The organism is Antarcticibacterium sp. 1MA-6-2 (assembly GCF_021535135.1).
Classification (GTDB): domain Bacteria; phylum Bacteroidota; class Bacteroidia; order Flavobacteriales; family Flavobacteriaceae; genus Gillisia.
This window is the reverse complement of sequence record NZ_CP091036.1, coordinates 708696-735564: the sequence shown is the minus strand read 5'-3', so window position 1 is coordinate 735564 and position 26869 is coordinate 708696. Positions and strand designations below refer to the sequence as shown.

The following is a 26869-nucleotide window of genomic DNA, read 5'->3' as shown; positions in this document are numbered from 1 at the left end:
TTCGAAAATAAGGAGAATTTTAATAAAAATTCATTTACCAATAATTATCTTTGTTGTATTAATAAAACCGCAATGATAACACAAAAAATTTTCAATGATACAGAGACGGCTTTTAAGCTGAAATCTGATGATGAACTCAATAGAGCGTTATTTCTATTTGGGATGATCAACAGGCCTGCTTTGGTGAAAATTGGAACTTCTCTTACCAAAATGTCTTTAAAATTGCATTTGCTTAGTAGAGGGATTAATAAAAGCTACCATCTTTAACCAATTTAGTGGTGGCGAGTCTATGGAAGATTGTTTGCCTACCATAGAAAAAATGTATACTAAAAAACTACACAGTATATTAGATTACTCAGTAGAAGGGAAGGAGCAGGAGGAGCAGTTTGATGCTGCAATGAAGAAAAAGATAAGTATTATTGAATTTGCTGCGAAAAAGAAAGAGTTGCCATTTGCAGTCTTTAAGCCAACAGGTATAGGCCGATTTGAAATATGGGAAAAAGTTACTTCCAGAGTGACCCTTACTCCTGAAGAAGAGGAAGAGTGGAAAAGGGTGCAGCAACGTGTAGAAAATATTTGTGAAGCGGCCTATCAAAATGATATAAGTGTATTGGCAGACGGAGAAGAAACCTGGATGCAGGACTCTGCAGATGAGCTAATGGAACGAATGATGAGAAAGTACAATCAGGAAAAGACGATCGTATTTAATACTTTACAATGCTATAGATGGGATAGACTCCAGTATCTTCAGGATTTACATAAAAAAGGGCAACAAGAAGGATTTAAAATTGGTGCTAAAATCGTTCGTGGCGCTTATATGGAAAAGGAAAATGAACGTGCCAGGAAAATGGGTTATGCATCCCCTATCTGTGAGAACAAAGAAGCTACCGATGTAAGTTTTAATGGTGTACTGGCCTATTGCCTGGCTAATATAGATGATATCTCAGTATTCATTGGAACACATAATGAAGTAAGCAATTATCTCGCTCTTCAAATTATGGAAGATAAGGGCCTTGCAATTAACGATGACAGGGTTTGGTTTAGCCAGTTATATGGCATGAGTGATCATATTAGTTATAATCTTGCAAGAAAAGGATACAATTCAGTTAAACTGGTTCCCTTTGGTCCTGTTAGAGATGTAGTTCCTTACCTTATAAGGAGAGCGCAGGAAAATACATCGGTTCGAGGTCAAACAGGAAGAGAACTGTCTTTGTTAATTGAGGAAAAGAAAAGAAGAAAAGGAGAGACAACAAAAGCTACCAGAGAGAATAAAGCTGTCCGGGTAAAGGAAAAAGTGGAATAAATACCTGCTCCATATTTTAGTTTAAAAAATGAAACCGAAGATTAATCTTCGGTTTCTTCCATTGTATGATAGACGTTTTGAACATCATCGTCTTCTTCGAGCCGTTCTAAAAGTTTTTCTACATCTGCAGCATCTTCCGGAGATAATTTTTTGGTGACCTGCGGGATCCTTTCAAAGCCCGATGACAGAATTTCAATTTCCCGGTTTTCCAGTTCTTTCTGGATAGCTCCAAAACTTTCAAAAGGAGCATAGATGTGAATTCCATCTTCATCTTTAAAAACTTCTTCGGCACCAAAATCTATTAATTCCAGTTCGAGTTCTTCGGGATCTAATCCATCATCGGCAATACGGAAATTACAGGTATGATCAAACATGAATTCTACAGATCCCGATGTTCCCAGGTTTCCATCGCACTTACTAAAATGCATTCTCACATTTGCTACCGTCCTGTTATTATTATCTGTTGCTGTTTCAACAAGAACAGCAATCCCGTGCGGGGCATAACCTTCAAATAAAACAACCTTATAATCCCCCTGGTTTTTATCACTTGCTCTTTTTATTGCACGCTCAATATTATCCTTGGGCATATTGACACTTTTGGCATTTTGTATCACAGCCCTTAAACGAGAGTTGGTATCAGGATCTGGACCTCCCTCTTTAACAGCCATTACAATATCTTTACCAATACGTGTAAATGCTTTGGCCATTGCTGACCAGCGTTTCATTTTTCGTGCTTTTCTAAATTCGAATGCTCTTCCCATAATAGTTTGAAATGTGGCGTAAAAATAAAAAAAACGCTCTGGTTTTCATTAAAAAAACAAGCCTCATATAATATCTTCAGCAGCTTTTAATCGGCATTTACGATTTCTTCAATTGCCTGAGCCAATTTGAAATCTTTTTCGGTAACTCCCCCGGCATCATGAGTAGACAGGGTAATTTCAAGTTGATTATAGACATTGCTCCAGTTGGGATGATGATTAAGAGCTTCAGCTTCAAAAGCTATACGGGTCATTAAAGTGAAAGCTTCTTTAAAATTGGCAAATTCAAAAGAGGTTTGTATACCCGATCCTGAATAGGACCAACCTTCAAGAGATTCTAATTTTGAATTTATTTCCTGTTCTGATAATTTTTTCATTTTTTAAAAATTTAGGTGAATGTGCTGATATGAGTACGAAAGTTACGGAAATTAGTGTAGATGGATTGGCTATTTACTTACTATGCATTTTATATTATAACAGATGCTTTCACGACATCCTGAATGAAAACCTGAAGATTTTTAGGCAATAAATTATCTTTTGGTAAAACGGCCAGAAAACGGTCATAATTAGAATCGTACACCTGTTTTAGCAAAGGATTCTTATACCCCAAAGTTTCAGCTATATCGACAATAAGATCGTGTTGATGGGTTAAATCATTGCTTCCCAAATGAAAAACTCCCTGCTTTTTTCTGTTAATGATATAATGAATTTGCTGTGTTACTTTCATTATATCTGTAGCATTTACTACAACATTTGGAAAAACTTCCAATGCTTCACCAAATTCAATTTTATTTTTAATTTCTACCACCCTGGGAGAATTGGCTCCAAAAACCATGGGTAGTCTAATGATATTATACTTGTCATTAGGTAGCCTTAGAAGCGCATTTTCTATTTTTATTTTGAACCTTCCATAAATACTTTGAGATAATGTTTTATCATATTCGTAGGAAGGATAATTGGTAAAGGCATCAAATACGTTCGCTGAAGAAATAAAAATTAATTTACAGTCATTTCTCAATATATAATCTATAATAGAAAGATGAGTTTGAACCTGCGTCTCAAAATTCCCTCTAATTGCAGAAATTATAACTGTGGGCCGTAAATTTTCCAGGAGTATCTGGATGTTTTCCGTCTCCTGGTCATATTCAAAAAATTTTTTGTTGTTGCTGTAGGGAGAAGAATTATTAAAGTAGGTACCGTAAGTATCAAAATAGGAGCAGAGCTCTTTATATAAGGCGTTGCCTATAAAGCCGCTTGCTCCTAAGATCAATATTTTTTTCAATAGAATTATCCTTTATAAAAAGGCAACTTCACCTGGGTTGCAGGAATAGCCTTTTTCCTTATTTGGATATAGATCTTTTCCTGACTCTTAGCTATTTCTGAAGGAACATAGCCTAAACCTATTCCTTTATCCAGTGACGGTGACATAGTGCCTGATGTGACTACGCCAATAATCCTGCCATTCTTATCTACTATTTCATAGCCGTGTCGTGGAATACCTCTCTCATCCAGCTCAAATGCTATAAGTTTTCGTTTAGGACCTTCTTCTTTTTCTCTCTTCAAATTATCTGCATTGATGAAGTCTTTCGTGAACTTGGTGATCCAGCCCAGGCCTGCTTCAAGAGGGGAGGTGGTGTCATCTATATCATTTCCGTAAAGGCAATATCCCATCTCCAGTCGCAGGGTATCTCTTGCTGCTAATCCAATAGGTTTTATTCCATAATCTGCTCCTGCTTCCATTACGCGGTTCCAAATTTCTTCTGCATCATCATTCTTGAAATAAATTTCAAAACCACCACTACCCGTATATCCGGTAGCAGAAATAATTACATTCTTTACTCCTGCAAATTCTGCAACCTCAAAAGTGTAGAATTTCATCTCCTTAAGATTTACTTCAGTAAGAGACTGCATCGCTTCCGCTGCTTTTGGACCCTGAATGGCCAGTAAAGAAAACTCGTCCGATAGATCTCGCATGGTTGCATCCATGGTGTTATGTTGTGCAATCCAGTTCCAGTCTTTCTCGATATTTGAAGCGTTAACTACCAATAAATATTTTTCAGAATTAATCCTGTAAACAATAAGGTCATCTACAATACCACCCTCTTCATTAGGCATACAGGAATATTGCGCCTGGCCGTCTACAAGTTTTGAAGCATCATTGCTGCAAACTTTTTGAATGAGGTCCAGTGCACTTTCGCCAGTAATTAAAAATTCCCCCATGTGCGAAACATCAAAAACTCCCACTCCTTTTCTTACGGTCTCGTGTTCACTGTTTACTCCTTCGTAAGAGACAGGCATATTATAACCAGCAAAAGGAACTATTTTAGCATTTAGATCCTGGTGAATTTTATTAAGGGCAATTTCTTTCATTTGTGTAAAAATTTGGGCAAATTTATCTATTTCAGACTGATTAAGAAGTAAATTAAGGAAGATTTATAAAGAAATTATAAGTGTGCCGAAATGGCTGATCCCAGGATATCCTATATTTGAAGAAACCGAAAAACTAGAACGTATGAAAATTTTTGATGTTAAGCATTTGGCTGAAGCTGATAAAGTGACAATAGAAAAGCAAGGAATAACATCAGAACAACTCATGGAACGGGCCGCTACTAAAGTTTATGAGGAAGTACATAAAAGACTAAATAATAATCCTTTGCCAATAAAAATATTTTGTGGAATAGGAAATAATGGCGGTGACGGATTGGTTTTAGGGAGATTACTTTTAAAGGAGGGATATAATGTAAAAGTGTATGTAGTAAATTTCACCAACAGACGTTCTCCGGATTTCCTGCTGAATTATAATAGATTCCAGGAAATAAGCAAGAAATGGCCAATACTTTTAAAGGGAGAAGATGATTTCCCTGAAATTGCTAAAGGAGATTTTGTCATAGATGCTATTTTTGGAATTGGTCTTAATAAGCCCGCAGAAGATTGGGTGGCTACTTTGATCAGGCATATTAATAAAAGTGGAGCTTTTATTCTATCCATAGATATGCCTTCAGGTTTATTTTCAAATAAACCTCCGGGTAAAGACGATGCAATTATTTATTCAAATTTTACTCTTACTTTCCAGGCCCCAAAACTAGTTTTCTTTCTTCCCGGCACTGCAGAATATGTTGGTGATTTCCAGGTCCTCGACATTGGTCTGGACAGTGAGTATCTCGCATCGGCTCCTGCAGCGGCACAACTCATCAATAAATCTGAAGCAGTTAATCTTTACAAACCAAGAAAGCAGTTTTCTCATAAAGGAGATTACGGCCATAGCCTTATCATGGGAGGTAGCTACGGAAAAATAGGCAGCATTTCCCTTACAGCTACAGCGGCTTTGAAGGCTAAGTGCAGGAATGGTAACAATTTATGCTCCCTCCTGTGGTTATGAAATCCTTCAAACTGTACTTCCCGAGGCCATGGTGATCACAGATACAGGCGAGAGAGAACTCGAAAATATTCAGGTAGAAATGCAGCCTTCCGTAATTTGCTTCGGGATGGGTGCAGGAACTTCAGAAAAAACCCTGGAAACTTATGCAAAATTTCTTCAGAAGCTAAAGGAGCCTCTGGTTATTGATGCTGATGGTTTAAATATGCTTTCAAAAAATAAAAAATTAATTGATTATGTTCCTAAGGGCTCAGTTTTAACTCCACATCCTAAAGAACTGGAAAGGTTAATAGGGGAGTGGAAAGACGATTTTCATAAAATTAAAAAGGCTAAGGAATTTTCCAGGAAACACGAACTAATACTTGTTCTTAAAGATGCACACACTATAATTGTATCTGGCGACGATCTATATGTAAATAACACAGGAAACCCCGGGATGGCTACGGCAGGAGCTGGTGACGTGTTGGCAGGAATTATTACCGGGCTCATCTCTCAAAAATATGAACCTCTTATTGCTGCCGTCTTTGGAACTTATTTACATGGCAGGGCAGGAGATCTGGCTGCAGCCTCTATGGGTTTTGAAAGTATGGTAGCCGGGGATCTTACCCGTTTTCTTGGAGAAGCTTATAAGGATTTGTTTAAAAATGGTAATTAAAGGGCTTTCACTTGGAAATTTATAATTTATTTTTGCATTTGTTTAATGATGTAAATGATCAATTCTAATTGGCCAATTTACAGATTAAACCTTTTGGGTTAAGATTTTGAAACAGAAGATCCTGTTTTTGTACCCTGGAATTAACTAATAAATATCCCCTTAATGGAGCCCTATCACTATATAAGTTCAGACGTTTTAGACCTGCACATCATTTATAACATTATCAAAGAAAATAAAAAGCTGGAATTAAGTGAAGAAGCCCGGGCAAATATTGAGAAATCCCGGAATTATCTGGATGAAAAGGTAAAAAAGAATGAGAAACCAATCTACGGTATTAATACAGGTTTTGGCTCTTTATGTAACGTAAAAATTTCTGCTGAAAATCTTACAGAGCTTCAGGAAAATCTAGTAATGTCACACGCCTGTGGTACAGGAGATCTTGTGGCAAAACCCATTATAAAACTGATGTTGTTTTTAAAAATACAATCTCTAAGCTACGGTCATTCGGGTATTGCCCTTCAAACAGTAGAAAGATTAATTGAGTTTTATAACCGGGATATTCTCCCGGTCATTTATGAACAAGGTTCTCTTGGAGCTTCAGGTGACCTGGCGCCTTTGGCGCACCTGGCTTTACCATTAATAGGAAAGGGGGAAGTTTATTTTGAAGATAAAATTGTTGAAGGTGGTGAAATTCTTAAGCAATTTAACTGGGAACCCTTAAAACTGAGGTCTAAAGAAGGTTTGGCACTCTTAAACGGGACCCAGTTTATGAGTGCTCACGGTGTATATGCTTTATTGAAAGCCTATAAATTGTGTTACCTCGCCGACCTTGTTGGAGCTATATCTATTGATGCCTTTGATTGTAATATGTCTCCATTTGATGAACTGGTACATATGGTTAGACCGCACAGGGGACAAATCAAAACAGCAGAAAGATTAAGAGAATTTCTGGCAGGAAGTGAAATTGCTGTCAAAGAAAAGGAAACTGTGCAGGATCCTTATTCGTTTAGATGTATCCCGCAGGTACATGGTGCAACAAAAGACACTTTATCCTTTGTGCGAAAGACTTTTAAAACCGAAATTAATTCAGTTTCTGACAATCCCAATATCTTTATTGATGCCAATAAAATAATCTCCGGAGGGAATTTTCACGGACAGTCCCTGGCCCTTGGATTGGATTTTCTCGCCATCGCTATGGCAGAAATAGGAAATATTTCTGAAAGAAGAATTTACCAACTGGTATCAGGTCTCAGGGGTTTACCTACTTTTTTAGTTGAAAATCCGGGCCTCAACAGTGGATTTATGATTCCACAATATACCGCTGCCAGTATTGTTAGCCAGAATAAACTATATGCAAATCCATCCAGTACAGATTCTATAGTTTCCTCAAACGGGCAGGAGGATCACGTAAGCATGGGGGCAAATGGGGCTACAAAAATTTTGAAGGTACTTGATAACTTATCCACCATTCTTTCAATAGAACTTTTTAATGCTTCCCAGGCCCTTTACTTTAGAGAGCCTTCAAGAACATCCTCCATTCTTCAGAAGGTAATTGGAGATTTTAGAAAAAGAGTTCCTTTAATTATGGAAGACCAGGTAATGGCTGTTCACATAAAAAATGCTAAAAGCTTTATAGACTCTTTCGAAATAAAGGAAGACTTACTTTTTGATTAAATTTTGTGCTGTATCCAGTTAAAGGCATTGTCTAAAGTATCAAAGACTTCAAACGAATTAGCATCTTTATAGAACTGCCGCTCAAGTAAAGTATTCTTTTTGCAGGTGTCGTTCGTAGTAACAACAGCTATGGCCTTCAGGTTTTCAACATTGGCTGATTCCAGATACACCATTGGATTAACAGCATAGGAATGGATCCTGTGAGAGATATAACCGTAAGGTTTATTTACATAAAAATTTTTTCCTATTTCAAGAAGTTGACGGTTGTTATCAACGTCAAATAATATTCCTTCATTTAGTTCGGCAATAAGAATATTTTCTCTAAACCAAACTTTTCCAAAGTCCAGGTGAATAATCGATTTAGTCATAAGATTGTAGGGGAAATCATGAGCAACAAATGTAGTAATTAATGTTCTTGAGAAATTAGAAGAATAAAAATTTTTATGAGTTAAATAATAAAAAAATGCTTCCAAATTACTCTGGAAGCATTTAACAAATTATCATATTAAAACAGAGATTTATGACTCTGTTTCTTTTGCAGCTTTCTCAATGCTAATTGAAAGCTTCTCATTGGGCTCATCTAAATCCATAAAGATCTTATCTCCTTCACTTAGGTTTGAAGTAATAATTTCTTCAGCAAGAACATCTTCAATATATTTTTGAATAGCCCTGTTTAAAGGTCTTGCACCATAATCTTTATCAAAACCTTTTTCAGCTATATAATCTTTGGCTTTATCGCTCAAGGTTAATTGGTATCCAATAAGTCCAATCCTGTCATATAACTTCTTAAGCTCAATATCAATGATCTTGTGAATATCCTCTCTTTCTAAAGAATTAAAAATAACTACATCATCAATTCTGTTCAAGAATTCCGGTGCAAAGGCTTTTTTAAGTGCACTTTCAATTACGCTTCGGGTGTTTTCATCAATTTGAGATCGTTTTGCCGCAGTACCAAATCCCACTCCCTGTCCAAAATCTTTAAGTTTTCTGGAACCTATATTAGAAGTCATAATGATTATGGTATTCCTAAAGTCAATCTTTCTACCCAAACTGTCTGTCAAATACCCATCGTCCAGGACTTGTAGAAGCATATTAAAAACATCGGGGTGAGCTTTTTCAACCTCGTCCAGTAAAAGAACCGCATAAGGCTTTCTGCGCACTTTTTCAGTCAATTGTCCACCTTCTTCATATCCAATATATCCCGGAGGCGCTCCAATTAATCTCGAAACTGCGAATTTTTCCATATACTCACTCATATCAATTCTAATGAGTGTGTCTTCATTATCAAATAATTCTTTTGCAAGAATCTTTGCAAGTTGTGTTTTACCAACATCAGGTTTGTCCCAAAAAGATAAATGATCCAATTGGTTTATTAGGATCTTTAAGTCCTGCGCGGTTACGTTGAATTGCTTTTACTACTTTATTTACAGCGTCATCCTGGCCAATAACTTTACCTTTAATACGCTTTGGTAATTCTGCGAGCTTATTAATTTCAGTTTGAGCTATTCTGTTAACTAAGCACACCTGTCATCATAGATACAACATCAGCAACGTGGTCTTCAGTAACTGTCTCTTTATGCTTTTTAGACTCTTCTTCCCATTTTTCCTGGGCTACAGATAACTGCTTTTCAAGATTCTTTTCATCATCCCTTAATTTGGCAGCTTCTTCATATTTCTGCTTTTTAACAACGGCATTTTTACTCTCACGAACCTCTTCCAATTTGCGTTCAAGGTCAAGAATTTGCTTAGGCACTTCAATGTTCGTAATATGTACCCGGGCACCTGCTTCATCAAGAGCATCAATAGCCTTGTCTGGTAAAAAACGGTCGGTCATATACCTGTTGGTTAATTTAACACAGGCATCTATGGCTTCGGGGGTGTAAGAAACGTTGTGGTGCTCCTCATATTTATTCTTAATGTTATTAAGGATCTCCAGGGTCTCGTCTACAGAAGTTGGTTCTACAATAACCTTTTGAAATCTTCTCTCTAATGCCCCGTCTTTTTCAATATACTGCCTGTATTCATCCAGGGTTGTAGCACCAATACATTGAATTTCTCCTCTGGCTAAAGCCAGTTTGAACATGTTGCTCGCATCAAGGCTTCCTGTGGCACCATAAGCACCAACTATAGTATGAATTTCATCAATAAATAAAATGATGTCATCATTCTTTTCGAGTTCATTCATTACAGCCTTCATTCTTTCCTCAAACTGGCCCCGATATTTTGTACTAAGCTACAAGACTTGCCAGATCTAATGTAACTACACGCTTATCAAAAAGTATCCGTGACACCTTACGCTTTACTATTCTTAAAGCAAGTCCTTCTGCAATTGCAGATTTACCTACACCCGGTTCTCCAATAAGTAAGGGGTTGTTTTTCTTTCGTCTGCTAAGAATTTGGCTTACCCTTTCAATTTCCTTTTCTCTACCAACAACGGGGTCAAGCTTATCAATTTCGGCCATTGCAGTTAGATCCCGGCCAAAGTTGTCCAAAACAGGAGTTTTTGACTTCTTATTGGTTTTGCCAGTAGTGCTGCTAAAGGGATTATCTTTTGTAGCATCATCTGTACTGCTGTCTTCATCGCTAAAGGATTCAGCTCGCGGCGCTTCCAAAAAGTCGTCTTCGTTAGTGATCATGTATTTGAATTGGTCTTTAACCCCATCATAATCAATTTTTAGCTTATTAAGGAGTTTTGTTGTAGGGTCGTTCTCATTTCTGAGAATACATAACAGTAGGTGAGCTGTATTTATAGATGAACTTTGGAAAAGTTTAGCTTCCAGGAAAGTCGTTTTTAAAGCTCGCTCTGCCTGCCGAGTTAAATGCAAATTCTTCTTTTCATTAGAAATAGCACCAGAAGCAGGATTAGCGGGACTTAAAATTTCAACTTTTCGCCTTAAATGGCTAAGATCGATATCCAGGGCGTTCAATATATTTATAGCTTTACCGTCTCCGTCTCTAAGTAGGCCAAGCATCAAATGCTCAGTTCCTATAAAGTCATGACCCAGCCTAAGAGCTTCCTCTTTACTGTAGGCTATGACATCTTTGACTTTGGGTGAAAAATTATCATCCATCTTAATTTCCTTTCTCTTAAATTTTTAAATCATATTCAAAGGTTCAAAAACTGTACCTATTAATATGTCGTAAGCTAATTGACAAAATAACTTTTAATAATCAAAATTCAAGTTAGGTAACTTATTAACCACGGCAGCCTAAATATTTGTTAATAAAATTTGCCAAAACACCAGCAGTTACGCCTAATAACAACAGCAAAATGCGTAAATTGGCACGTTAGATTTTTGAACTAAATTAAAGTAATAAATATGGCTGAAGGAGAAAAATTAATTCCTATCAACATTGAAGATGAAATGAAATCGGCCTACATTGATTATTCAATGTCGGTCATTGTGTCACGTGCTCTTCCTGATGTTCGTGACGGTTTAAAACCAGTGCATAGAAGAGTCTTATTTGGAATGCATGAGTTGGGAATACGCTCCAACACTGCACATAAAAAATCTGCCAGGATTGTTGGAGAGGTATTAGGTAAATACCATCCCCACGGAGATACTTCAGTTTATGATACTATGGTTCGTATGGCCCAGGAATGGAGCTTACGTTATATGCTTGTTGATGGCCAGGGTAACTTTGGATCTGTTGATGGCGATAGTCCGGCTGCAATGCGATACACAGAGGCAAGAATGCGTAAGATCGCAGAAGATATGCTGGCAGATATTGACAAAGAGACTGTAGACTTTAGATTAAATTTTGATGATACCCTGGAAGAACCAACTGTTCTGCCAACCCGGGTTCCAAACCTGCTTGTAAACGGAGCCAGTGGAATTGCCGTTGGTATGGCAACCAATATGCCTCCACATAATCTTTCTGAAGTTATAGATGGCACCGTAGCCTATATTGAAAATAACGATATAGAAATAGATGAACTAATTACTCACATTAAAGCTCCCGATTTTCCAACTAGGTGGTACTATTTATGGATATGATGGAGTAAGAGAGGCCTTTAAAACAGGACGTGGAAGAATTATGGTTCGTGCTAAATCTTCACTAGAGGAAGTAAATGGCAGAGAGTCAATAATTGTAACTGAAATTCCCTACCAGGTGAACAAAGCCGAAATGATCAAAAAGACGGCAGATCTGGTAAACGAGAAGAGGATAGATGGAATTGCTTCTATAAGAGATGAATCTGATAGAAACGGGATGAGGATTGTTTATATTCTTAAAAAGGATGCCATTCCAAATATTGTTCTAAACACCCTTTATAAACATACTGCGCTTCAAACAAGCTTCAGTGTTAATAATATAGCTCTTGTAAAAGGTCGACCTGAGATGCTGAATCTTAAGGATATGATCTATCACTTCGTCGAGCACAGGCATGATGTAGTGGTAAGAAGAACTACGTATGAATTACGTAAGGCTGAAGAAAGAGCACATATCTTAGAGGGATTAATCATTGCTTCAGATAATATAGATGAAGTAATAGCCTTGATTAGATCCTCTTCAAATGCTGATGAGGCAAGAACGAAATTAATAGAACGATTCCAACTTTCAGAACTGCAGGCTAAGGCGATTGTAGAAATGCGATTGAGACAGCTTACTGAGTCTTGAGCAGGATAAATTACGTGCAGAATATGACGAACTTCTTAAGACGATAGAAGATTTAAAAGATATTCTTGCCCGTAAAGAGCGAAGAATGGAAGTTATAAAAGAAGAACTTCTGGAGATCAAATCTAAATATGGAGATGAGAGAAGATCTATAATTGAATATGCTTAGGTGGCGATCTAAGTATAGAAGATATGATTCCCGATGAGCAGGTGGTTATTACCATTTCCCATGCCGGGTATATCAAAAGAACTTCCCTTACAGAATATAAAACCCAGAATAGAGGAGGAGTAGGTCAAAAAGGTTCTACAACTCGAAGTGAAGATTTCCTTGAGCACTTGTTTGCAGGAACAAATCACCAGTATATGTTGTTCTTTACTCAAAAAGGAAAATGTTTCTGGATGAGGGTTTATGAAATTCCTGAAGGAAGTAAAACTTCAAAAGGCAGGGCAATTCAAAACCTTATAAACCTGGAGCCAGATGACAAAGTCAAAGCTTTCATTTGTACCCAGGACCTCAAAGATGAGGAATATATCAACAATCACTATGTTATTATGGCCACAAAAAAAGGCCAGGTGAAAAAAACTTCTCTGGAGCAATATTCGCGTCCAAGAATCAATGGGATCAATGCAATTACCATTCGTGAAGATGATGAACTTCTTGAAGCAAAGCTTACCACAGGCAATAGCCAGGTAATGCTGGCCATAAGAAGTGGTAAAGCCATACGTTTTGAGGAAAGCAAGACAAGGCCAATGGGACGTAACGCATCTGGAGTAAGAGGTATTACTTTAGCCGATGATAAGGATGAGGTGGTAGGAATGATTGCAGTAAATGACCAGGAAGCCGATGTACTGGTGGTGTCATCCAATGGCTATGGAAAGCGTTCAAAACTTGAGGATTACAGGATTACCAACCGCGGTGGTAAGGGTGTTAAAACTATATCTATAACTGAAAAAACAGGAGAACTTGTAGCTATAAAAAATGTGACAGATAGTGATGATCTTATGATCATTAACAGGTCTGGTTTGGCTATAAGGATGAGTGTGGACAATTTAAGAGTTATGGGTAGAGCTACTCAGGGAGTTAGACTTATAAAAGTTAAAGGAAATGATGCCATTGCAGCTGTTGCAAAAGTGATGCAAAATGAAGAGGGTGAAGTTGATCTGGATGATGCCGTGACTCCCGATAGCAATGACGCTATAGGAGATGGCACAACAATTGCTAATGATAGTGAAGAATAAATAATCATAAAACCAAAATCAATGAAAACTAAATTATTTTCTATAGCACTATCATTTTTATCGGTGGTTGCTGTAGCTCAAAAGAAGGAGATTCGAGATGCAGGTAAAGCTCTTGATAAAGGTAGTTATGCTGAAGCAAAAACACTTCTTCAACAGGCAGAATCCAGCATTTCAGGTGCGAATGATAAGGTAAAAGCTGATTTTTACTTATATAAAGGTCAGGCTTATCTAGGAGCAGGAGAAAATGCAACAGTTGAGGATTTGAGAACAGCAGCTGAAGCTTACAAAAAAGCGCAGGAATTTGGAAGTGATGAGGCAGTAAATGGTCTTGCTTCTGTAGGAAATGCACTGGTTCAAAGTGCTATTAAAGATCAAAATACCGAAAACTATTCCAGCGCTGCCGAAAAATTGTATACAGGTTACCAATTGAACAATAAGGATACTGTATATCTTTATTATGCGGCTTCAAATGCTATTAATGCTCAGGATTATAAAACTGCATTAAAGTATTACGAAACTCTTAGGGATCTGGGATATACCGGAATTGAAACCGAATATGTGGCTGTTAATAAAGCTACAGGAGAGGAAGAAGTAATGAACCAGGCTCAAAGAGATCTTATGGTAAAATCTGGAGAATATATTAATCCTCAGGATCGTGTTACTCCTGCGAAAAGTGGTGAAATAGCTAAAAACATCGCCCTTATTTACATTGCTGAAGGAAATAATGACAAGGCTGTCGCTGCTATGGAAGCTGCAAAACAAGCAAATCCTGATGATTTGACTCTATTACAATCTGAAGCAGATATGTACTACAAAATGGGGGATAAAGAAAAATATCGTGAGATTATGGAGAGTATTGTAGAGAAAGATCCGAAGAACCCTACTTTGTTTTACAACCTTGGGGTGACTGCTTTTGAAGTTAGTGATCACGATACAGCAATTAAGCATTACAAAAAGGCTTTGGAAATTGATCCTACTATGACAGATGCAAGATTGAACATTGCTGCTGCAATACTTTCAAAAGAAGCCTCTATTGTAGAAGAAATGAACAGCCTTGGAATGAGTAAAGCTGATACTAAAAAGTATGATGAACTTGGTGAAAAACGTAAAGAAATATATCGTGAAGCTTTGCCATACCTCGAAAAAGTAATGGAAAATAATCCAGATAACCGTGAGGCAATGCGTACTACAATGAATATCTACTACCAGTTAGGAGAAAATGCAAAAGCAGATGCCATACAGGAAAAGCTTGGAGAGCCACAGGCTCAGAACTAAAAATTATATTTTTTAGCAAAAAGAAGGCTGCCAAATGGCAGCCTTCTTTGTTTTATGCTTTCCAGGATAGGAATTAAATTATTTTTTTGATTACCCTCAGTTGGTGAGTATGTTTTTTTAAATCAACACTAAAAATTCCGGAATGATCTATTCTGTCAATACGAACTTTTCCGTCTACGTGGATTATATAATTATCTTTCATCATTATTCCTACGTGATTAATAACTCCTTCAGCATCATCAAAGAAAACAAGATCTCCGGGTTCACTTTCCTCAATAAAGCTTAAAGGCTCTCCCTGGGTGGCCTGTTGGGCAGAATCTCTTAGTAAGGAATACCCGTTCAACATATAAACAATTTGGGTAAGCCCACTACAATCAATACCAAATGGAGTTTTACCTCCCCACAAGTAAGGAGTGTTAAGGTAAAGTAAAGCAGTCTCTACAATAAAATCCTTATCTCTCTTTCCTGAAAGGATATTTCCTTCAAACACAAAATCTTCCCGGGCAGCATAATTAAGGACCGAGCCCATTGGAATAGCAAGTAAACTACCTGCCTCTTCAGAAACATATTCAATAAGATCTGAGGAATAGATCCTTGGTGAATTGAGGAATTCGTCAAAAACTTCTTCGCTAATTTTCAGGATTTGCCGATTGCTTATCCAGCCTTCATAAGAATCAAATGCAATACGAATTCTACTCCATCTTCCCCGCTCTTCGAGGATTTTGAAGTATTCACCATAAAGTAACTGGGTAACCATTTCTGCAGTATCGGCTGGTTGAATTCTAACCGGAACGATACTAAGATTGCAAATTCCGTATTGCATCAAGGATAGGGTGCAAAGTTTAACTTAGTCTCTTTGAATAATTATTGCAGAAGCACCACCACCACCATTGCATATGGCTGCAGCTCCTGTCCTGGCATTATTCTGTTCCAGCACACTTAAAAGAGTGATAATAATTCTTACACCTGAGCAGCCGAGGGGATGCCCCAGGGATACAGCTCCACCATTTACATTGGTGTTCTTATCTGTAAGTCCCATTAATTTCATATTAGCCAAACCAACTACAGAGAATGCTTCGTTAAATTCAAAGTAATCGATTTCATCTTTTGATATACCCGCTTTGTCCAGGGCACGTGGTAATGCCTTTGCAGGTGCAGTTGTAAATTTATTAGGATCCTGTGCAGCATCTGCATAACCTCTTATCGCTCCTAAAACTTTTAAACCTAACTCTTTTGCTTTTTCGCGAGACATGAGCACTACCGCACCTGCTCCATCATTAATTGTAGATGCATTTGCTGCAGTTACTGTACCTTCTTTAGAAAAAGCTGGTCGTAAAGATGATATTTTAGAAATATCAACATTCTTATATTCTTCATCTTCCTTTACTATAACTGCATCTCCCTTCCTTTGTGGTACTTCTACAGGGACAACTTCATTATCAAATTTACCTTCTTTCCAGGCTTTGGATGATCTCTCATAGGATTGAATTGCAAATTTATCCTGGTCTTCCCTGGTAAATTCGTGCTCTACCGCACATTCATCTGCACATACTCCCATTGCCATTTGTCCATATGCATCTACAAGCCCGTCCTTTTGGAGTCCATCGACCATTGTCGCTAAGTCCAAATTTTTGTCCGCTTCTTAAATGTATATAGTGAGGTATCATACTCATATTTTCCATTCCTCCGGCCACAATAATTTCAGCATCACCTAAAGCAATAGCCTGAGCTCCCTGCATCACAGCTTTCATCCCGCTTGCGCAAACTTTATTTACCGTTGTACAGGAAACGTTATAAGGAATCCCGGCTCCAAGAGCAGCCTGTCTTGCAGGAGCCTGTCCTAATCCTGCCTGTACCACATTTCCCATTATTACCTCATCTACAAGTTCTGGTTTAAGACCAATTTTATCTAATGCACCTTTTATTGCAATTGAACCTAATTTGGTTGCAGGCACAGTAGATAAACTGCCCAAAAAACTTCCTATGGGTGTACGTGCAGCACTTACTATAACAACTTCTCTCATGGCTTTCATTTGTTGAATTTCATTTGTTGCGAATTTAAACATTTTATGAAGAACAAACCAGGGCTTCCCAATGCATGAGGTTTTTTTATTACTTTTGATTAATTGGATTTTCCTAAATGAAAAACTTCGTCAATAATTTCTATAAAAATCAAGCCTTATTCTACAAGGTTTTTTTGTTTATACTTACCTCGGTATTAATAGTCTATCTTCTACCGAAGGGAGGAAAATTTAAATATGAGGTCACAAAAGGAAAACCCTGGCAATATGAAAACCTTTATGCACCTTTTGATTTTGCAATCCTTAAAACAGATGAGGAAATTGTAAAGGAGAAAGATCAAATAATTTCTAATCATATTCCATACTACAATTATAATGAGGAAGTTGTTGAAAAAGTAAAAGTTGAAGCGGAAGAGAAAATATCAGAAGTTTTCCCAGATAGCATTTTGTCTCGAAGAGAGCGAGCTATATCAAATTTTGTAGATGAAGCTCTGGAGGGATTATATGAAAATGGTATCCTGCAGGAAGATTCTCGTATAGAAGAAGATCAACAGGTATATCTAAAGCGAGGGAACATTGCTGACGAAATTAACTACGGAAAGATTTTTACCCAGGAGGAAATCCCCGAATATCTCACAACCAACATTAATAGAAGCAGTTTGTCTTCCTTACGACCGGAGCTGCTGGAATTGTTTTACGAAGTCATTGAACCAAATGTAACTTTTGACGGTACTTTTACTCAACGGGAATTAGACAGTAAGCTTAATGCCATTTCTTATACCCGCGGAAGCATAGAGAGAGGGACAATTATTATATCAAAAGGAGAAATAGTTGAAGGGGAGAAGCTCGATATTCTAAATTCGCTTAAACAGGAATATGAATCTCAATTATGGAGTGAATCCAGCTATAACTGGATCTTATTTGGGTATAGTCTCCTGGTAAGCCTCGCTTTGTTGATGCTGTTATTGTTTATTAGAAAGTATCGCAGGGAGATCTATGAGAACAATGTTAAGATTACGTTCATCTTTTTCAATATCCTGCTCATGGTCTTCCTCACCACCTTGGTAGTAAATTTTGAAGCCAAATATGTCTATGTTGTACCCCTGTGTATATTACCCTTAACCCTTAAAGCATTTTTCGATTCCCGGTTGGGTCTTTTTTCCCATGTGATCACGGTTCTCATTTTGGGCTTCGTAGTACCCAACAGTTATGAATATATGTTTCTCCAAATTATTGCGGGAATAGTGACTATTCTTACTGTTTCTGAACTTTACAAAAGAGCTAATCTCTTTATTTCGGTTGGGCAGATTACTTCTATATATATTGTTGTTTATTTTGCCTTCACAGTAATTCAGGAGGGAAATGTACTTGACCTGAATTCAGAAATGTTTTTAACTTTTGTTCTGGGAGGTTTGGCTACCCTTTTTGTACAACCTCTTATATATATCTATGAAAAGCTTTTTGGACTTGTTAGTGACATGTCGCTTCTGGAACTTTCAGATACTAATTCGAAGCTTTTAAAAGAATTATCAGAGAAAGCTCCGGGAACTTTTCACCACTCCCTTAATGTTGCAAACCTTGCTGAAGCTGCTGCCAACGAGATTGGAGCAAATGCAATGCTGGTGAGGGTAGGAGCTCTTTACCATGACCTGGGAAAAATGGAAAATCCTTCCTATTTTTCTGAAAATCAGGCGAGCTCCGTCAACTCCCATGATGAACTTTCTCCAAGGGAAAGTGCTGAAATTATCATAGGCCATGTTATCACAGGTATAGAAATTGCCAAAAAGAATAACCTGCCGGATAGGGTGATTGATTTTATTAGGACACACCACGGCACTAGCACAGTTTATTTCTTTTATATGAAAGAAAAACAATTAAATGATGAAGCCCTTGCAGCCGATTTTCGTTACCCGGGGCCAATTCCTTTTAGTCGGGAAACTGCTATTTTAATGATGTGTGATAGTGTAGAAGCAGCAAGCAAAAGTCTTAAAGAACCTACGACGGGAAAAATTAATGATTTTGTAGAGAAAATCGTAAATAAGCAAATGGAAGAGGGGCAGTTTATAAATGCAAATATTACTTTCAAAGAAATCCAGCTCATAAAAAAAATTCTCAAGCAAAAGCTCAAGAATATTTTTCATTTAAGAGTGGAGTATCCGGAATAATTTATTGAACATTAAGGATTTCTATTTCTTCATCGTTCAATTTAAAGGTATCTCCTTTTTTCTTCCCTTTTAATTTTTCAAATATTGGGGCATCTGTAGAAATTACCTGTACAGCACTTCCGTCGTCCATGTGGACTTTTCCCAACGGAACTGCTATGAAATAATAGTTCTTGTCTGTTTCTACTACACTTCCAAATTTTATAGTTTCACTATAATGCTCCCGGTCTACCTGATTTAGAGTTTGTTTCATCTTCCGCGCATTGTCCAGATGAGCTGCACTTCTTTCAAAATCGCCCAGAGTTTGTCCCCCGCTGCCTTCCTGATCATAATCTGTATGAATATCATTAGATGCCATGGACTCTTTTAAACTATCCATTTGATTTTGATATTGTTCTATGAGATTATTTATTTTTTCTAAGCTTTGATAGAAAATCTGTATTTTTTTATTACTCATTACTTTTTGTTTTGTTTTAAAAGTAATTATCCCTTTTCTATTGAAAGAATATTTTACAAAACTTTAATAGGGCCGCCTCATGATAAGAGACATTAGCCTCTATCCTTATTTTAATTCTTTATAAGTCTGTAGCCTAATATGCAATCATTATAAGTTTGTAGACTTATTTTTATTATTTATAAGGATAGGGACTTATTTTTGTTATATTTGATATATGATAGCAGTTCTTACAGCCGATCTTATTGATTCTACTCATTATGAGGAGGAGGTACTTGAAATTGTTCTTAATAAACTAAGGGAAGAATTTCAGGAAATTTATAGACAATATGGGGAAGATATGGTACGCTTCACTATCTACAGAGGAGATAGTTTCCAGGGTATAATTAAAAGACCCGAAGAAGCTCTGCAAATAGCTCTCCAAATCAAATCAGCAGTTAACAGTATTCACCTTAAGAAGACCCGTAAGAGTCGGAACTATTCAAAAATAGCCGACTTTAAATTAGCAATTGGATTAGGAACACAGGAGCTGGACCGGGAGGAGATAACAGAATCCAATGGGCAGGCCTTTCAATTTTCCGGCAGGACCCTGGATGAGATGAAAGGCAGCAGCAGGCATACCGGAATAAAAACGCCGCGGGACGATGTAGATGAAGAATTTAATACTTCCTTTTTACTGCTGGATACAATAACCGATAAATGGAGTACAGCCTCGGCAGAAGTGGTTTATTATCTCTTAAAGGGTTTAAAAGAAAGAGAAGTGGCTTCTGAAATTAATATCAGCCAGTCCGCAGTTAACCAGCGTAAAAAAGCTGCGGGATGGGAGGCAGTGTCACTTTTATTAACGAGATTTCGGGAGGTTATTAAAAAACAATTTATCAATGGAAAGTAGCCTTCTTCTAATACAACTTTTCCTCGCTCATATTTTAACCGATTTTGTGCTTCAGCCCACATCCTGGATTGAACATAAGAGAAAATATAAAGCAAGCTCTTATTTACTTATCATCCATGCCCTGCTGGCAGGAGGACTAAGTTTAATATTTCTTCAAAACTGGGAACTGTGGTATGTAGCGGCTTTTATTAGTATCACACACTATTTGATTGATCTGTGGAAATTGCTGCAGGAAAAAGACAATCTCACCTATTTTTTACTGGACCAGCTTTTTCACCTGGTAATAATTATTCTTGCGTGGCTCTATATAATCCAGGGATTTGATTCTGTTATACCCACTCTGCAATCTCTTCTTAATTCTACAGAATTTTTAGGAATTACGGCAGCATATATAATAGTTATATTCCCGGCAGGATTTCTAATAGGAAAAGCAACCCAGCGCTGGCAAAATGAAATTGCAGAAGAATATCAAAAAAACAGTCTCGAAGCTGCAGGAAGATATATAGGAATATTTGAAAGAATCCTCGTTCTCACGTTTATACTCACAAATAATTTTGCAGCAATAGGTTTGCTTATTGCTGCAAAGTCTATTTTAAGGTTCAGCGACAAATCTGAAACTTAGTGCCAGAAAACAAACTGAATATGTTCTTATAGGAACACTTATGAGTTTTGCACTAACTATTTTACTGGGCCTGCTTGTAAAGGCTCTGGTCCTCTAATAACTGGATATTACTAAAAACCCTCTCTTTTACAATATTCATCATTCTCTTGTTCAGGGCAGAGGAATTCTGGATATAAGTTTCATATTCCTCAAGAGTGAACTGTCCAATCATAATTCCTTTTAAGCTGTTCCTGAATTTAATATCCCTCTGTATGGCATTTTCAATAAACCTCATCTTTTTTTCTACAGTAAAACCGTAGAAAACATTTTTATGTTTAAAGATGTAATTCCTGAAAACTTCCACAAAAAGTTCATCCTGTAGCTTAGCTACGGTCTTAAGGTTTTGTTCTGGAATCTCTCGTCCCGGCTCATATTTTCTGAAATAATTGCTGAAGGAATTTCGGGCCTTAGACGAAGTAATCGTAAATCTCGCTGGTTCATAATAGTTGAGTTTCTTAAATATACCTTTTTCTTGAGCCTGGTCATAGAATTCAGTTTTAACTTTTAAACTACTTTATGAACAAATCCTTCAGTTAAAATCCTCTTAATCGCCCTATCCATTGACTCTCTAATTTTTACCTTTAAACAAACAGGAATAATCATGATCAAATCGAAAAATCCCTATACAGGAGAAGAGTTTGCAGAAGTTGAAGAATTTTCAAAAGATCAAATTGACGAAGCACTTGCAACTGCACAAGAAACTTATAAAAATTGGAAAAATACAGGTTTTGTACACAGGGCAGACTTAATGTCAAAAGCAGCAAAAGAATTGCGAACAAATAAGAAAAACTACTCTGAAACTATTACTAAAGAAATGGGAAAACCTATAACCCAATCTATAGCCGAAGTTGAAAAGTGTGCGTGGGTATGTGAATATTATGCTGAAAATGCAGAAAAACATCTGGCACCCGAAGAAATTGAAACTGATGCTTTAAAAAGCTATGTTTCTTATGAACCAATTGGGATCGTACTGGCGGTCATGCCCTGGAATTTTCCTTTTTGGCAGGTATTTAGGTTTGCGGTACCTTCTTTAATGGCGGGAAATGTAGGGGTTTTAAAACATGCCAGCAACGTCATGCAATCTGCAGGTAATATTCAGAAAATTTTTGAGCGGGCTGGTTTTCCTAAAGGTTGTTTCCAAAATTTACCTATTGGCAGTGACAAGGTGGAGCAGGTTATAAAGGATGAAAGGGTAAGGGCGGTGAGCTTAACAGGCAGTGCTCCGGCAGGACGTGCAGTTGCATCTTCAGCAGGAAAGGAAATTAAAAAATCTGTTCTGGAATTGGGTGGAAGTAATGCGCTCGTTGTTTTAAAAGATGCAAATTTAAAGGAGGCAGTAAAAACCTGTGTACAGGCAAGATTTCAAAATACAGGTCAAAGTTGTATTGCAGGAAAGAGAATACTTCTTCAGGAAAGTATTGCTGAAGATTTTATGAAGAGTTTTGTAGAAGCAGTAAAAGAATTGAAAGCTGGCGATCCTATGGATGAAGAGACTTATGTGGGGGTTATGGCAAGGGAGGATTTAGCTGAAGATCTCGAGGAACAGGTAAGGAAATCAATAGAGGCAGGGGCTAAAGTTGTCCTGGGAGGAAGTCGTCGGGGAACTTTTTTTTGAACCTACAATTCTTTCTGAAGTTACTGCTAAAATGCCTGTTTTTGAAGAAGAAACATTTGGACTGAGTAGTTTCAGTGACTACTTTTAAGGAGGTTCAGGAAGCAATTGACCTGGTGAATACATCAAAATTTGGACTTGGAGTTTCAGTCTTTACTGAAGACCTTAAGAGCGCAGAAGACCTGGTACCGCAGTTCGAGGATGGAGCTGTTTTTATAAATGAACTTGTAAAAAGTGATCCTCGACTTCCTTTTGGCGGTACAAAAGAATCTGGTTACGGGCGGGAACTTTCCCTGCATGGAATTAGGGAATTTGTAAATAAGAAAACTGTTTATATCAATAAATATTAGCAATGAAATTTGGGAAAGTAGAAAACCCGGAAGAGATTGATTTTACTCTGCCACCCACTCATAAGGTCACAAAAGAAACTTTTAAGCGGTACAAGACCAAAAATTTTAAAAATGTACGCGTTGGTTGCGCCAAATGGAACCTAAGCAGGAGCTCAAGAAATTTTATCCAAAAGGAACATCAGATGAGCTTCAGTATTATTCCTCACAATTCAACTCTATTGAGTTAAACGCTTCCTTCTACAGGATGTTCCCCGAAGAACAATTTAAAAACTGGAGAAAAAAAGCCGAAGGTGACTTTCAGTTTTTTCCGAAGGTACCAAGGATCATAAGTCACATCAAGCGATTGAAGAATTGTGAAACTTTGGTGGACGATTTTATAACAAATATTTCACCACTAAAGAAAAAATTAGGAATGGTATTTTTGCAAATGCCTGATAATTTCCAGCCTAAGTATAAAGATCGTTTAGAGCCATTTCTTAAACATTGGCCTAAAGAAATACCTTTGGCGGTTGAATTAAGACATACTTCCTGGTTTAATGATGAAGAAATCAATAAAGAGATCATCTCACTTTTTAAGAAGTATAAGGTTAGCAATATCCTTGTTGACAGTGCAGGCAGAAGAGATATTATGCATATGCAGTTAACAACTCCTACCGCATTTATACGCTATGTAGGGGCTAACCATCATGGTGATTATAAAAGATTGGATGACTGGTTAGATAAATTAGAAGAGTGGTATAATTTGGGATTGAGAAATGTGTATTTTTTTGTACACCAAAATGTAGAAATAGAATCTCCGCTTCTCACCGCGTATTTTATTAAAAACTTCAACAAAAGATTTAAGACCGATATTAAAATTCCAAATATCCTTAACGATGAGTAAACAAAATATTGCTGTAACTGTAGACGTAGTAGTTATCTATCAAAAGGAGGAGCCTATGCTTCTCCTTGTTCAACGGAAGAACGACCCATACAAAGGAAAGTGGGCGTTACCCGGCGGATTTTTAGAGGAGGAAGAAAACCTGGTAGAGGGTGCTATGAGAGAGCTTAAAGAAGAAACCAATCTTAATATCAAAAGCCTTACGCAAATTGGAGCGTTTGGAGAGCCGGGGAAGAGATCCCAGGGGCAGGAATATTTCCATTGCTTACCTGGGTATAGTTGATAATGAAGAGGAGGTAAGGGGAGGAGATGATGCTGCCGATGCAAAGTGGTTTGGATTTTCAGAATTACCCGACCTGGCATTTGATCATTACAAAATAGTCACAGCAGCAACCGCATTATTATAATTTTAAATTCAAAAATAGTTATGAGATTTCATACGAGAAAATGGGTAAAACCTCAGGATTTAAATCCTAATAGATCCTTGTTTGGAGGAAGGGTTTTGGAATGGATAGATGAGGAATGTGCTTTATATGCAATAATTCAATTGGAAAATCCCAAAGTAGTTACTAAATATATGAGCGAGATAAATTTCCAAAGTTCTGCCGTTGAAGGTGATATTATAGAAATAGGAATTGAAGTACTAAAGTTTGGGAGTTCTTCCCTAAGTCTTCGTTGTGAAGTGCGCAATAAAATGACGAGACAAACTATTCTAACAGTAGAGAACATTGTAATGGTTAGCCTGGGAATAGATGGGAAACTTAGCGCCTCATGGAAAAACGCAGGTAGAATTTGTAAAGGATAGATTGAAAGATTAGGATTTTGGGTTCTTTTCATCTTTAGATAAACGTACAGGAAAGTTTTTTTCTGGTCCGTATAGTTTGATTTCCTGAATATCGGCAGGCAGGTAATATCCAGCTTTTTCCAGCTCTTCTTTGACCTTTCTTATTACCATTCCTCTCTGTATAAGCGCGCCTCTTCGAAAATCTGTAGTGTCTACCCAAAAAAATACTTTCAGGTTTACAGTACTTGTTGCAAGTTCTTCTTCAATTACAAAATTTTGATGATCCTCATCCTCGATCACGTCTGGTATTTCTTCTATAACCTTCATAATTATAGCTTTTGCACCATCAATATCATTTTCATAAGCAATACCCACCACAAAATCCCAGCGGAAAAATCCATCTTCAGTAAAATTAGTTACAGGTTCTGTAAGTACATCGCTATTAGGAATATACACATCTTTCCCATCAAAAGTTTTTAATTTAGTGTACCTAAACTCCAGCGCCTTCACTTTTCCGAAGTTATTACCTACCTCAACCGTATCGTTAATATTAAAAGGCCTGTTGAACGACAGTTTTATTCCCGCTATAAAATTTTCACCAATATCTTTAAAGGCAAATCCTAAAACAACAGCACTTGCTCCCGCTGCGGTAAGTATTCCTGTAGCAATACCACCCAATCCTGCTGCTCTTAAACCTATCATTATTGATATTACAATGAAAAGGATCCTTATTGATTTTCCCAGGAATTTACTCATTAAAGGATCCCTGGTCCTGTAAGATATCCTGTTTTTGGCGAAATTTCCTATCCAGGTGCCCAGTAGTACTCCAAGTATAATAATGAGTATTCCCATTCCAATATTTGGAACTTGCTCTATGAAAGAATCATAAAAACTTTTGAAAGCTTCATCAATAGAAGTGACCTGAAAACTATCGTCCTGTTCCATTTCCTGAAGATACAATTAAAGATATTCAACTATTATTAAAGAAATGTTATGTGAGTCTAAGTCTTCTTTTTAGCTTCTTGAGAATTATCTTTTCGGGCTTCCCGGATTTGTTTATTGGCATCTTCTAAATCTTCACCTGAAGCGTCTTCCTGCTCCTGTTGACCTGCGCCTTCTGGTTCCAGGCTAATTTCAAAAACGGCAGGAAAATGATCGGAGCCTATTTCTTCTCCCAGAGTTATAGATTTTAGGCGGAATTCATCTGAAGCAAAGAAATGATCAAGAGGCCACCGCATTAAAGGATTTTTAGCATTGAAAGTATTGTAAAAACCACGTCCCACCCGCGGATCTAAAAGTTCGCTGATTTTCTTGAACATAGAAGTAGATTCAGACCAGGCTACATCATTAAAGTCTCCTGCTACTATTACGGGAATTTCTCTGTTCCTTACCTCTTTTGCAACTAACATCATTTCCGCATCTCTATCGGTAGAAGAAGGATTGTGTTGTGGCATTGGTGGAGTAGGATGAATAGCATAAAGTTTGAATTCCTTTCCATCCCGCAGTTGTATAATTGTATGAATAGAAGGAATACTGTCATCTACCAGATATTTTATTTTTGGATCTTTTAGTGGTAACCGGGAATAGAGCAACATACCGTAAGTATTATCAAGAGGTTCTTCAGCCCGGTATTTATAATCCTTAACAGCAGGTCTAAGTTTATTCATCCACTTACTGTCTGTTTCCATAAACAGTAAAACATCAGCATCTTCTTTTGCTATTTCAGCCTTTATCTTATCATAATTTTCGTTGGTTTGAAGTACATTTGCAATATAGAATTTAACTGAAGGAGCAGTAGTCCCGGAATTTGTTTCCTTCATTTCCACATTTCCGTGTGGAAGGTAGGGCAGGATCCGGACAACCTGAAAGGTAAGGCAGGCACCCAAAACTCCAACTAAAATATAATCCTCAGCTGCTTTTAAATTAAATCTGAAAAAATAAACGAGCAGCGCGACCAGGGTTAAAATGGTAAGTTGGGTATGAGGAAAATCAAAAATCCGAATCCACCAATAATCTGCAGCAATAAAGGGAGCAAGGGTGAGGATGATTGCCACCAGCGCAAAACCTTGTAAAAAGGGCTTTAATTCCATGTGCAATAGTTGTAGTTTTAACTGCTGAAGGTCTTTAATAATCTGCTAAAGTAAAGGATCGTAATC

18 protein-coding genes and 8 pseudogenes are annotated in these 26869 nt (G+C 37.3%); 14 read left to right on the top strand and 12 right to left on the bottom strand.

The window, feature by feature from the left end:
- Window positions 1-72 precede the first annotated feature (72 nt).
- Window positions 73-1303: pseudogene (locus tag LZ575_RS03710) on the top strand (proline dehydrogenase family protein).
- A gap of 41 nt (window positions 1304-1344) precedes the next feature.
- On the opposite strand, the gene LZ575_RS03705 reads toward LZ575_RS03710, so the two are convergent.
- The 4 genes from LZ575_RS03705 to gcvT all read right to left on the bottom strand — a co-directional run bounded on the left by LZ575_RS03705 (window position 1345) and on the right by gcvT (window position 4431).
- Window positions 1345-2064 (bottom strand): YebC/PmpR family DNA-binding transcriptional regulator, encoded by a 720-nt coding sequence (locus LZ575_RS03705; protein WP_235328642.1) that lies wholly within the window; start codon window positions 2062-2064, stop codon window positions 1345-1347.
- Between the two features lie 86 nt (window positions 2065-2150).
- A complete protein-coding gene (locus LZ575_RS03700) occupies window positions 2151-2438 on the bottom strand; it encodes a 4a-hydroxytetrahydrobiopterin dehydratase (protein WP_235328640.1) in 288 nt (95 codons plus the stop codon).
- Between the two features lie 89 nt (window positions 2439-2527).
- Window positions 2528-3343: a sugar nucleotide-binding protein gene (locus tag LZ575_RS03695; RefSeq protein WP_235328638.1), complete on the bottom strand. Its 816-nt coding sequence runs from the start codon at window positions 3341-3343 to the stop codon at window positions 2528-2530.
- Window positions 3344-3348: 5 nt separating this feature from the next.
- A complete protein-coding gene (gene gcvT, locus LZ575_RS03690) occupies window positions 3349-4431 on the bottom strand; it encodes a glycine cleavage system aminomethyltransferase GcvT (RefSeq protein ID WP_235328636.1) in 1083 nt (360 codons plus the stop codon).
- A gap of 142 nt (window positions 4432-4573) precedes the next feature.
- Between gcvT and LZ575_RS23195 the strand changes: the two genes are divergently transcribed.
- The 3 genes from LZ575_RS23195 (at window position 4574) to hutH (ending at window position 7766) form a co-directional block, all read left to right on the top strand.
- Window positions 4574-5440, top strand: coding sequence for an NAD(P)H-hydrate epimerase (locus LZ575_RS23195; protein ID WP_311195954.1), 867 nt, complete (start codon window positions 4574-4576; stop codon window positions 5438-5440).
- The gene (locus tag LZ575_RS23190; protein ID WP_311195953.1) at window positions 5406-6092 is read left to right on the top strand and encodes an NAD(P)H-hydrate dehydratase; all 687 of its coding nucleotides are present in this window, start codon (window positions 5406-5408) and stop codon (window positions 6090-6092) included. Before LZ575_RS23195 ends, LZ575_RS23190 begins: the two co-directional genes overlap by 35 nt.
- Window positions 6093-6254: 162 nt before the next feature.
- The gene (gene hutH / locus LZ575_RS03680; protein WP_235328634.1) at window positions 6255-7766 is read left to right on the top strand and encodes a histidine ammonia-lyase; all 1512 of its coding nucleotides are present in this window, start codon (window positions 6255-6257) and stop codon (window positions 7764-7766) included.
- Here hutH and LZ575_RS03675 read toward each other — a convergent pair.
- Both LZ575_RS03675 and LZ575_RS03670 read right to left on the bottom strand, forming a co-directional pair.
- Complete coding sequence (locus tag LZ575_RS03675) at window positions 7763-8239, bottom strand: hypothetical protein (protein WP_235328625.1); 477 nt, start codon at window positions 8237-8239, stop codon at window positions 7763-7765. The genes hutH and LZ575_RS03675 overlap by 4 nt on opposite strands.
- 45 nt (window positions 8240-8284) lie before the next feature.
- Window positions 8285-10837 (bottom strand): annotated as a pseudogene (locus tag LZ575_RS03670) (ATP-dependent Clp protease ATP-binding subunit).
- Between the two features lie 249 nt (window positions 10838-11086).
- Between LZ575_RS03670 and gyrA the strand changes: the two are divergent.
- Together gyrA and LZ575_RS03660 are read left to right on the top strand one after the other, a co-directional pair.
- Window positions 11087-13622 (top strand): annotated as a pseudogene (gyrA, locus tag LZ575_RS03665) (DNA gyrase subunit A).
- A 21-nt stretch (window positions 13623-13643) separates the two neighbouring features.
- On the top strand, window positions 13644-14897 hold the full coding sequence (locus LZ575_RS03660) for a tetratricopeptide repeat protein (protein WP_235328578.1): 1254 nt from the start codon (window positions 13644-13646) through the stop codon (window positions 14895-14897).
- Between the two features lie 73 nt (window positions 14898-14970).
- On the opposite strand, the gene LZ575_RS03655 is transcribed toward LZ575_RS03660, so the two are convergent.
- Together LZ575_RS03655 and LZ575_RS03650 are read right to left on the bottom strand one after the other, a co-directional pair.
- Entirely contained in the window at window positions 14971-15720 is a 750-nt protein-coding gene (locus tag LZ575_RS03655) for a C40 family peptidase (protein WP_235328570.1), read from the bottom strand.
- A 24-nt stretch (window positions 15721-15744) separates the two neighbouring features.
- Window positions 15745-16921, bottom strand: a pseudogene (locus LZ575_RS03650) (acetyl-CoA C-acyltransferase).
- A 116-nt stretch (window positions 16922-17037) separates the two neighbouring features.
- Between LZ575_RS03650 and LZ575_RS03645 the strand changes: the two are divergent.
- A complete protein-coding gene (locus tag LZ575_RS03645) occupies window positions 17038-19083 on the top strand; it encodes an HD family phosphohydrolase (protein WP_235328568.1) in 2046 nt (681 codons plus the stop codon).
- A gap of 1 nt (window position 19084) precedes the next feature.
- On the opposite strand, the gene LZ575_RS03640 is transcribed toward LZ575_RS03645, so the two are convergent.
- Complete coding sequence (locus LZ575_RS03640) at window positions 19085-19537, bottom strand: transcription elongation factor (protein WP_235328566.1); 453 nt, start codon at window positions 19535-19537, stop codon at window positions 19085-19087.
- A 214-nt stretch (window positions 19538-19751) separates the two neighbouring features.
- Here LZ575_RS03640 and LZ575_RS03635 point away from each other — a divergent pair, with 214 nt between their 5' ends.
- A complete protein-coding gene (locus LZ575_RS03635) occupies window positions 19752-20426 on the top strand; it encodes a SatD family protein (protein WP_235328564.1) in 675 nt (224 codons plus the stop codon).
- Window positions 20416-21048, top strand: coding sequence for a DUF3307 domain-containing protein (locus tag LZ575_RS03630; protein WP_235328555.1), 633 nt, complete (start codon window positions 20416-20418; stop codon window positions 21046-21048). The genes LZ575_RS03635 and LZ575_RS03630 overlap by 11 nt, the downstream gene beginning before the upstream one ends.
- 61 nt (window positions 21049-21109) lie before the next feature.
- Here LZ575_RS03630 and LZ575_RS03625 read toward each other — a convergent pair.
- Window positions 21110-21528: pseudogene (locus tag LZ575_RS03625) on the bottom strand (glyoxalase).
- Between the two features lie 160 nt (window positions 21529-21688).
- On the opposite strand from LZ575_RS03625, the pseudogene LZ575_RS03620 reads away from it, so the two are divergent.
- From LZ575_RS03620 to LZ575_RS03605, 5 genes and pseudogenes are all read left to right on the top strand, one after another.
- Window positions 21689-23049: pseudogene (locus LZ575_RS03620) on the top strand (NAD-dependent succinate-semialdehyde dehydrogenase).
- 2 nt (window positions 23050-23051) lie between these two features.
- Window positions 23052-23932: pseudogene (locus tag LZ575_RS03615) on the top strand (DUF72 domain-containing protein).
- Window positions 23925-24212 carry an NUDIX hydrolase gene (locus LZ575_RS03610; protein ID WP_311195952.1) on the top strand — a complete coding sequence of 96 codons (288 nt, stop codon included), beginning with the start codon at window positions 23925-23927 and terminating at the stop codon, window positions 24210-24212. Before LZ575_RS03615 ends, LZ575_RS03610 begins: the two are co-directional and overlap by 8 nt.
- Window positions 24148-24336 carry a hypothetical protein gene (locus tag LZ575_RS23185; protein ID WP_311195951.1) on the top strand — a complete coding sequence of 63 codons (189 nt, stop codon included), beginning with the start codon at window positions 24148-24150 and terminating at the stop codon, window positions 24334-24336. The genes LZ575_RS03610 and LZ575_RS23185 overlap by 65 nt, the downstream gene beginning before the upstream one ends.
- Window positions 24337-24356: 20 nt before the next feature.
- Window positions 24357-24747, top strand: a pseudogene (locus tag LZ575_RS03605) (acyl-CoA thioesterase).
- Here LZ575_RS03605 and LZ575_RS03600 read toward each other — a convergent pair.
- Window positions 24744-25658, bottom strand: a complete 915-nt coding sequence (locus tag LZ575_RS03600) for a mechanosensitive ion channel family protein (protein ID WP_235328553.1) — start codon at window positions 25656-25658, stop codon at window positions 24744-24746. The pseudogene LZ575_RS03605 and the gene LZ575_RS03600 sit on opposite strands and share 4 nt — an antisense overlap.
- Window positions 25659-25714: 56 nt before the next feature.
- Window positions 25715-26803, bottom strand: a complete 1089-nt coding sequence (locus LZ575_RS03595; protein ID WP_235328543.1) for an endonuclease/exonuclease/phosphatase family protein — start codon at window positions 26801-26803, stop codon at window positions 25715-25717.
- Window positions 26804-26869 lie beyond the last annotated feature (66 nt).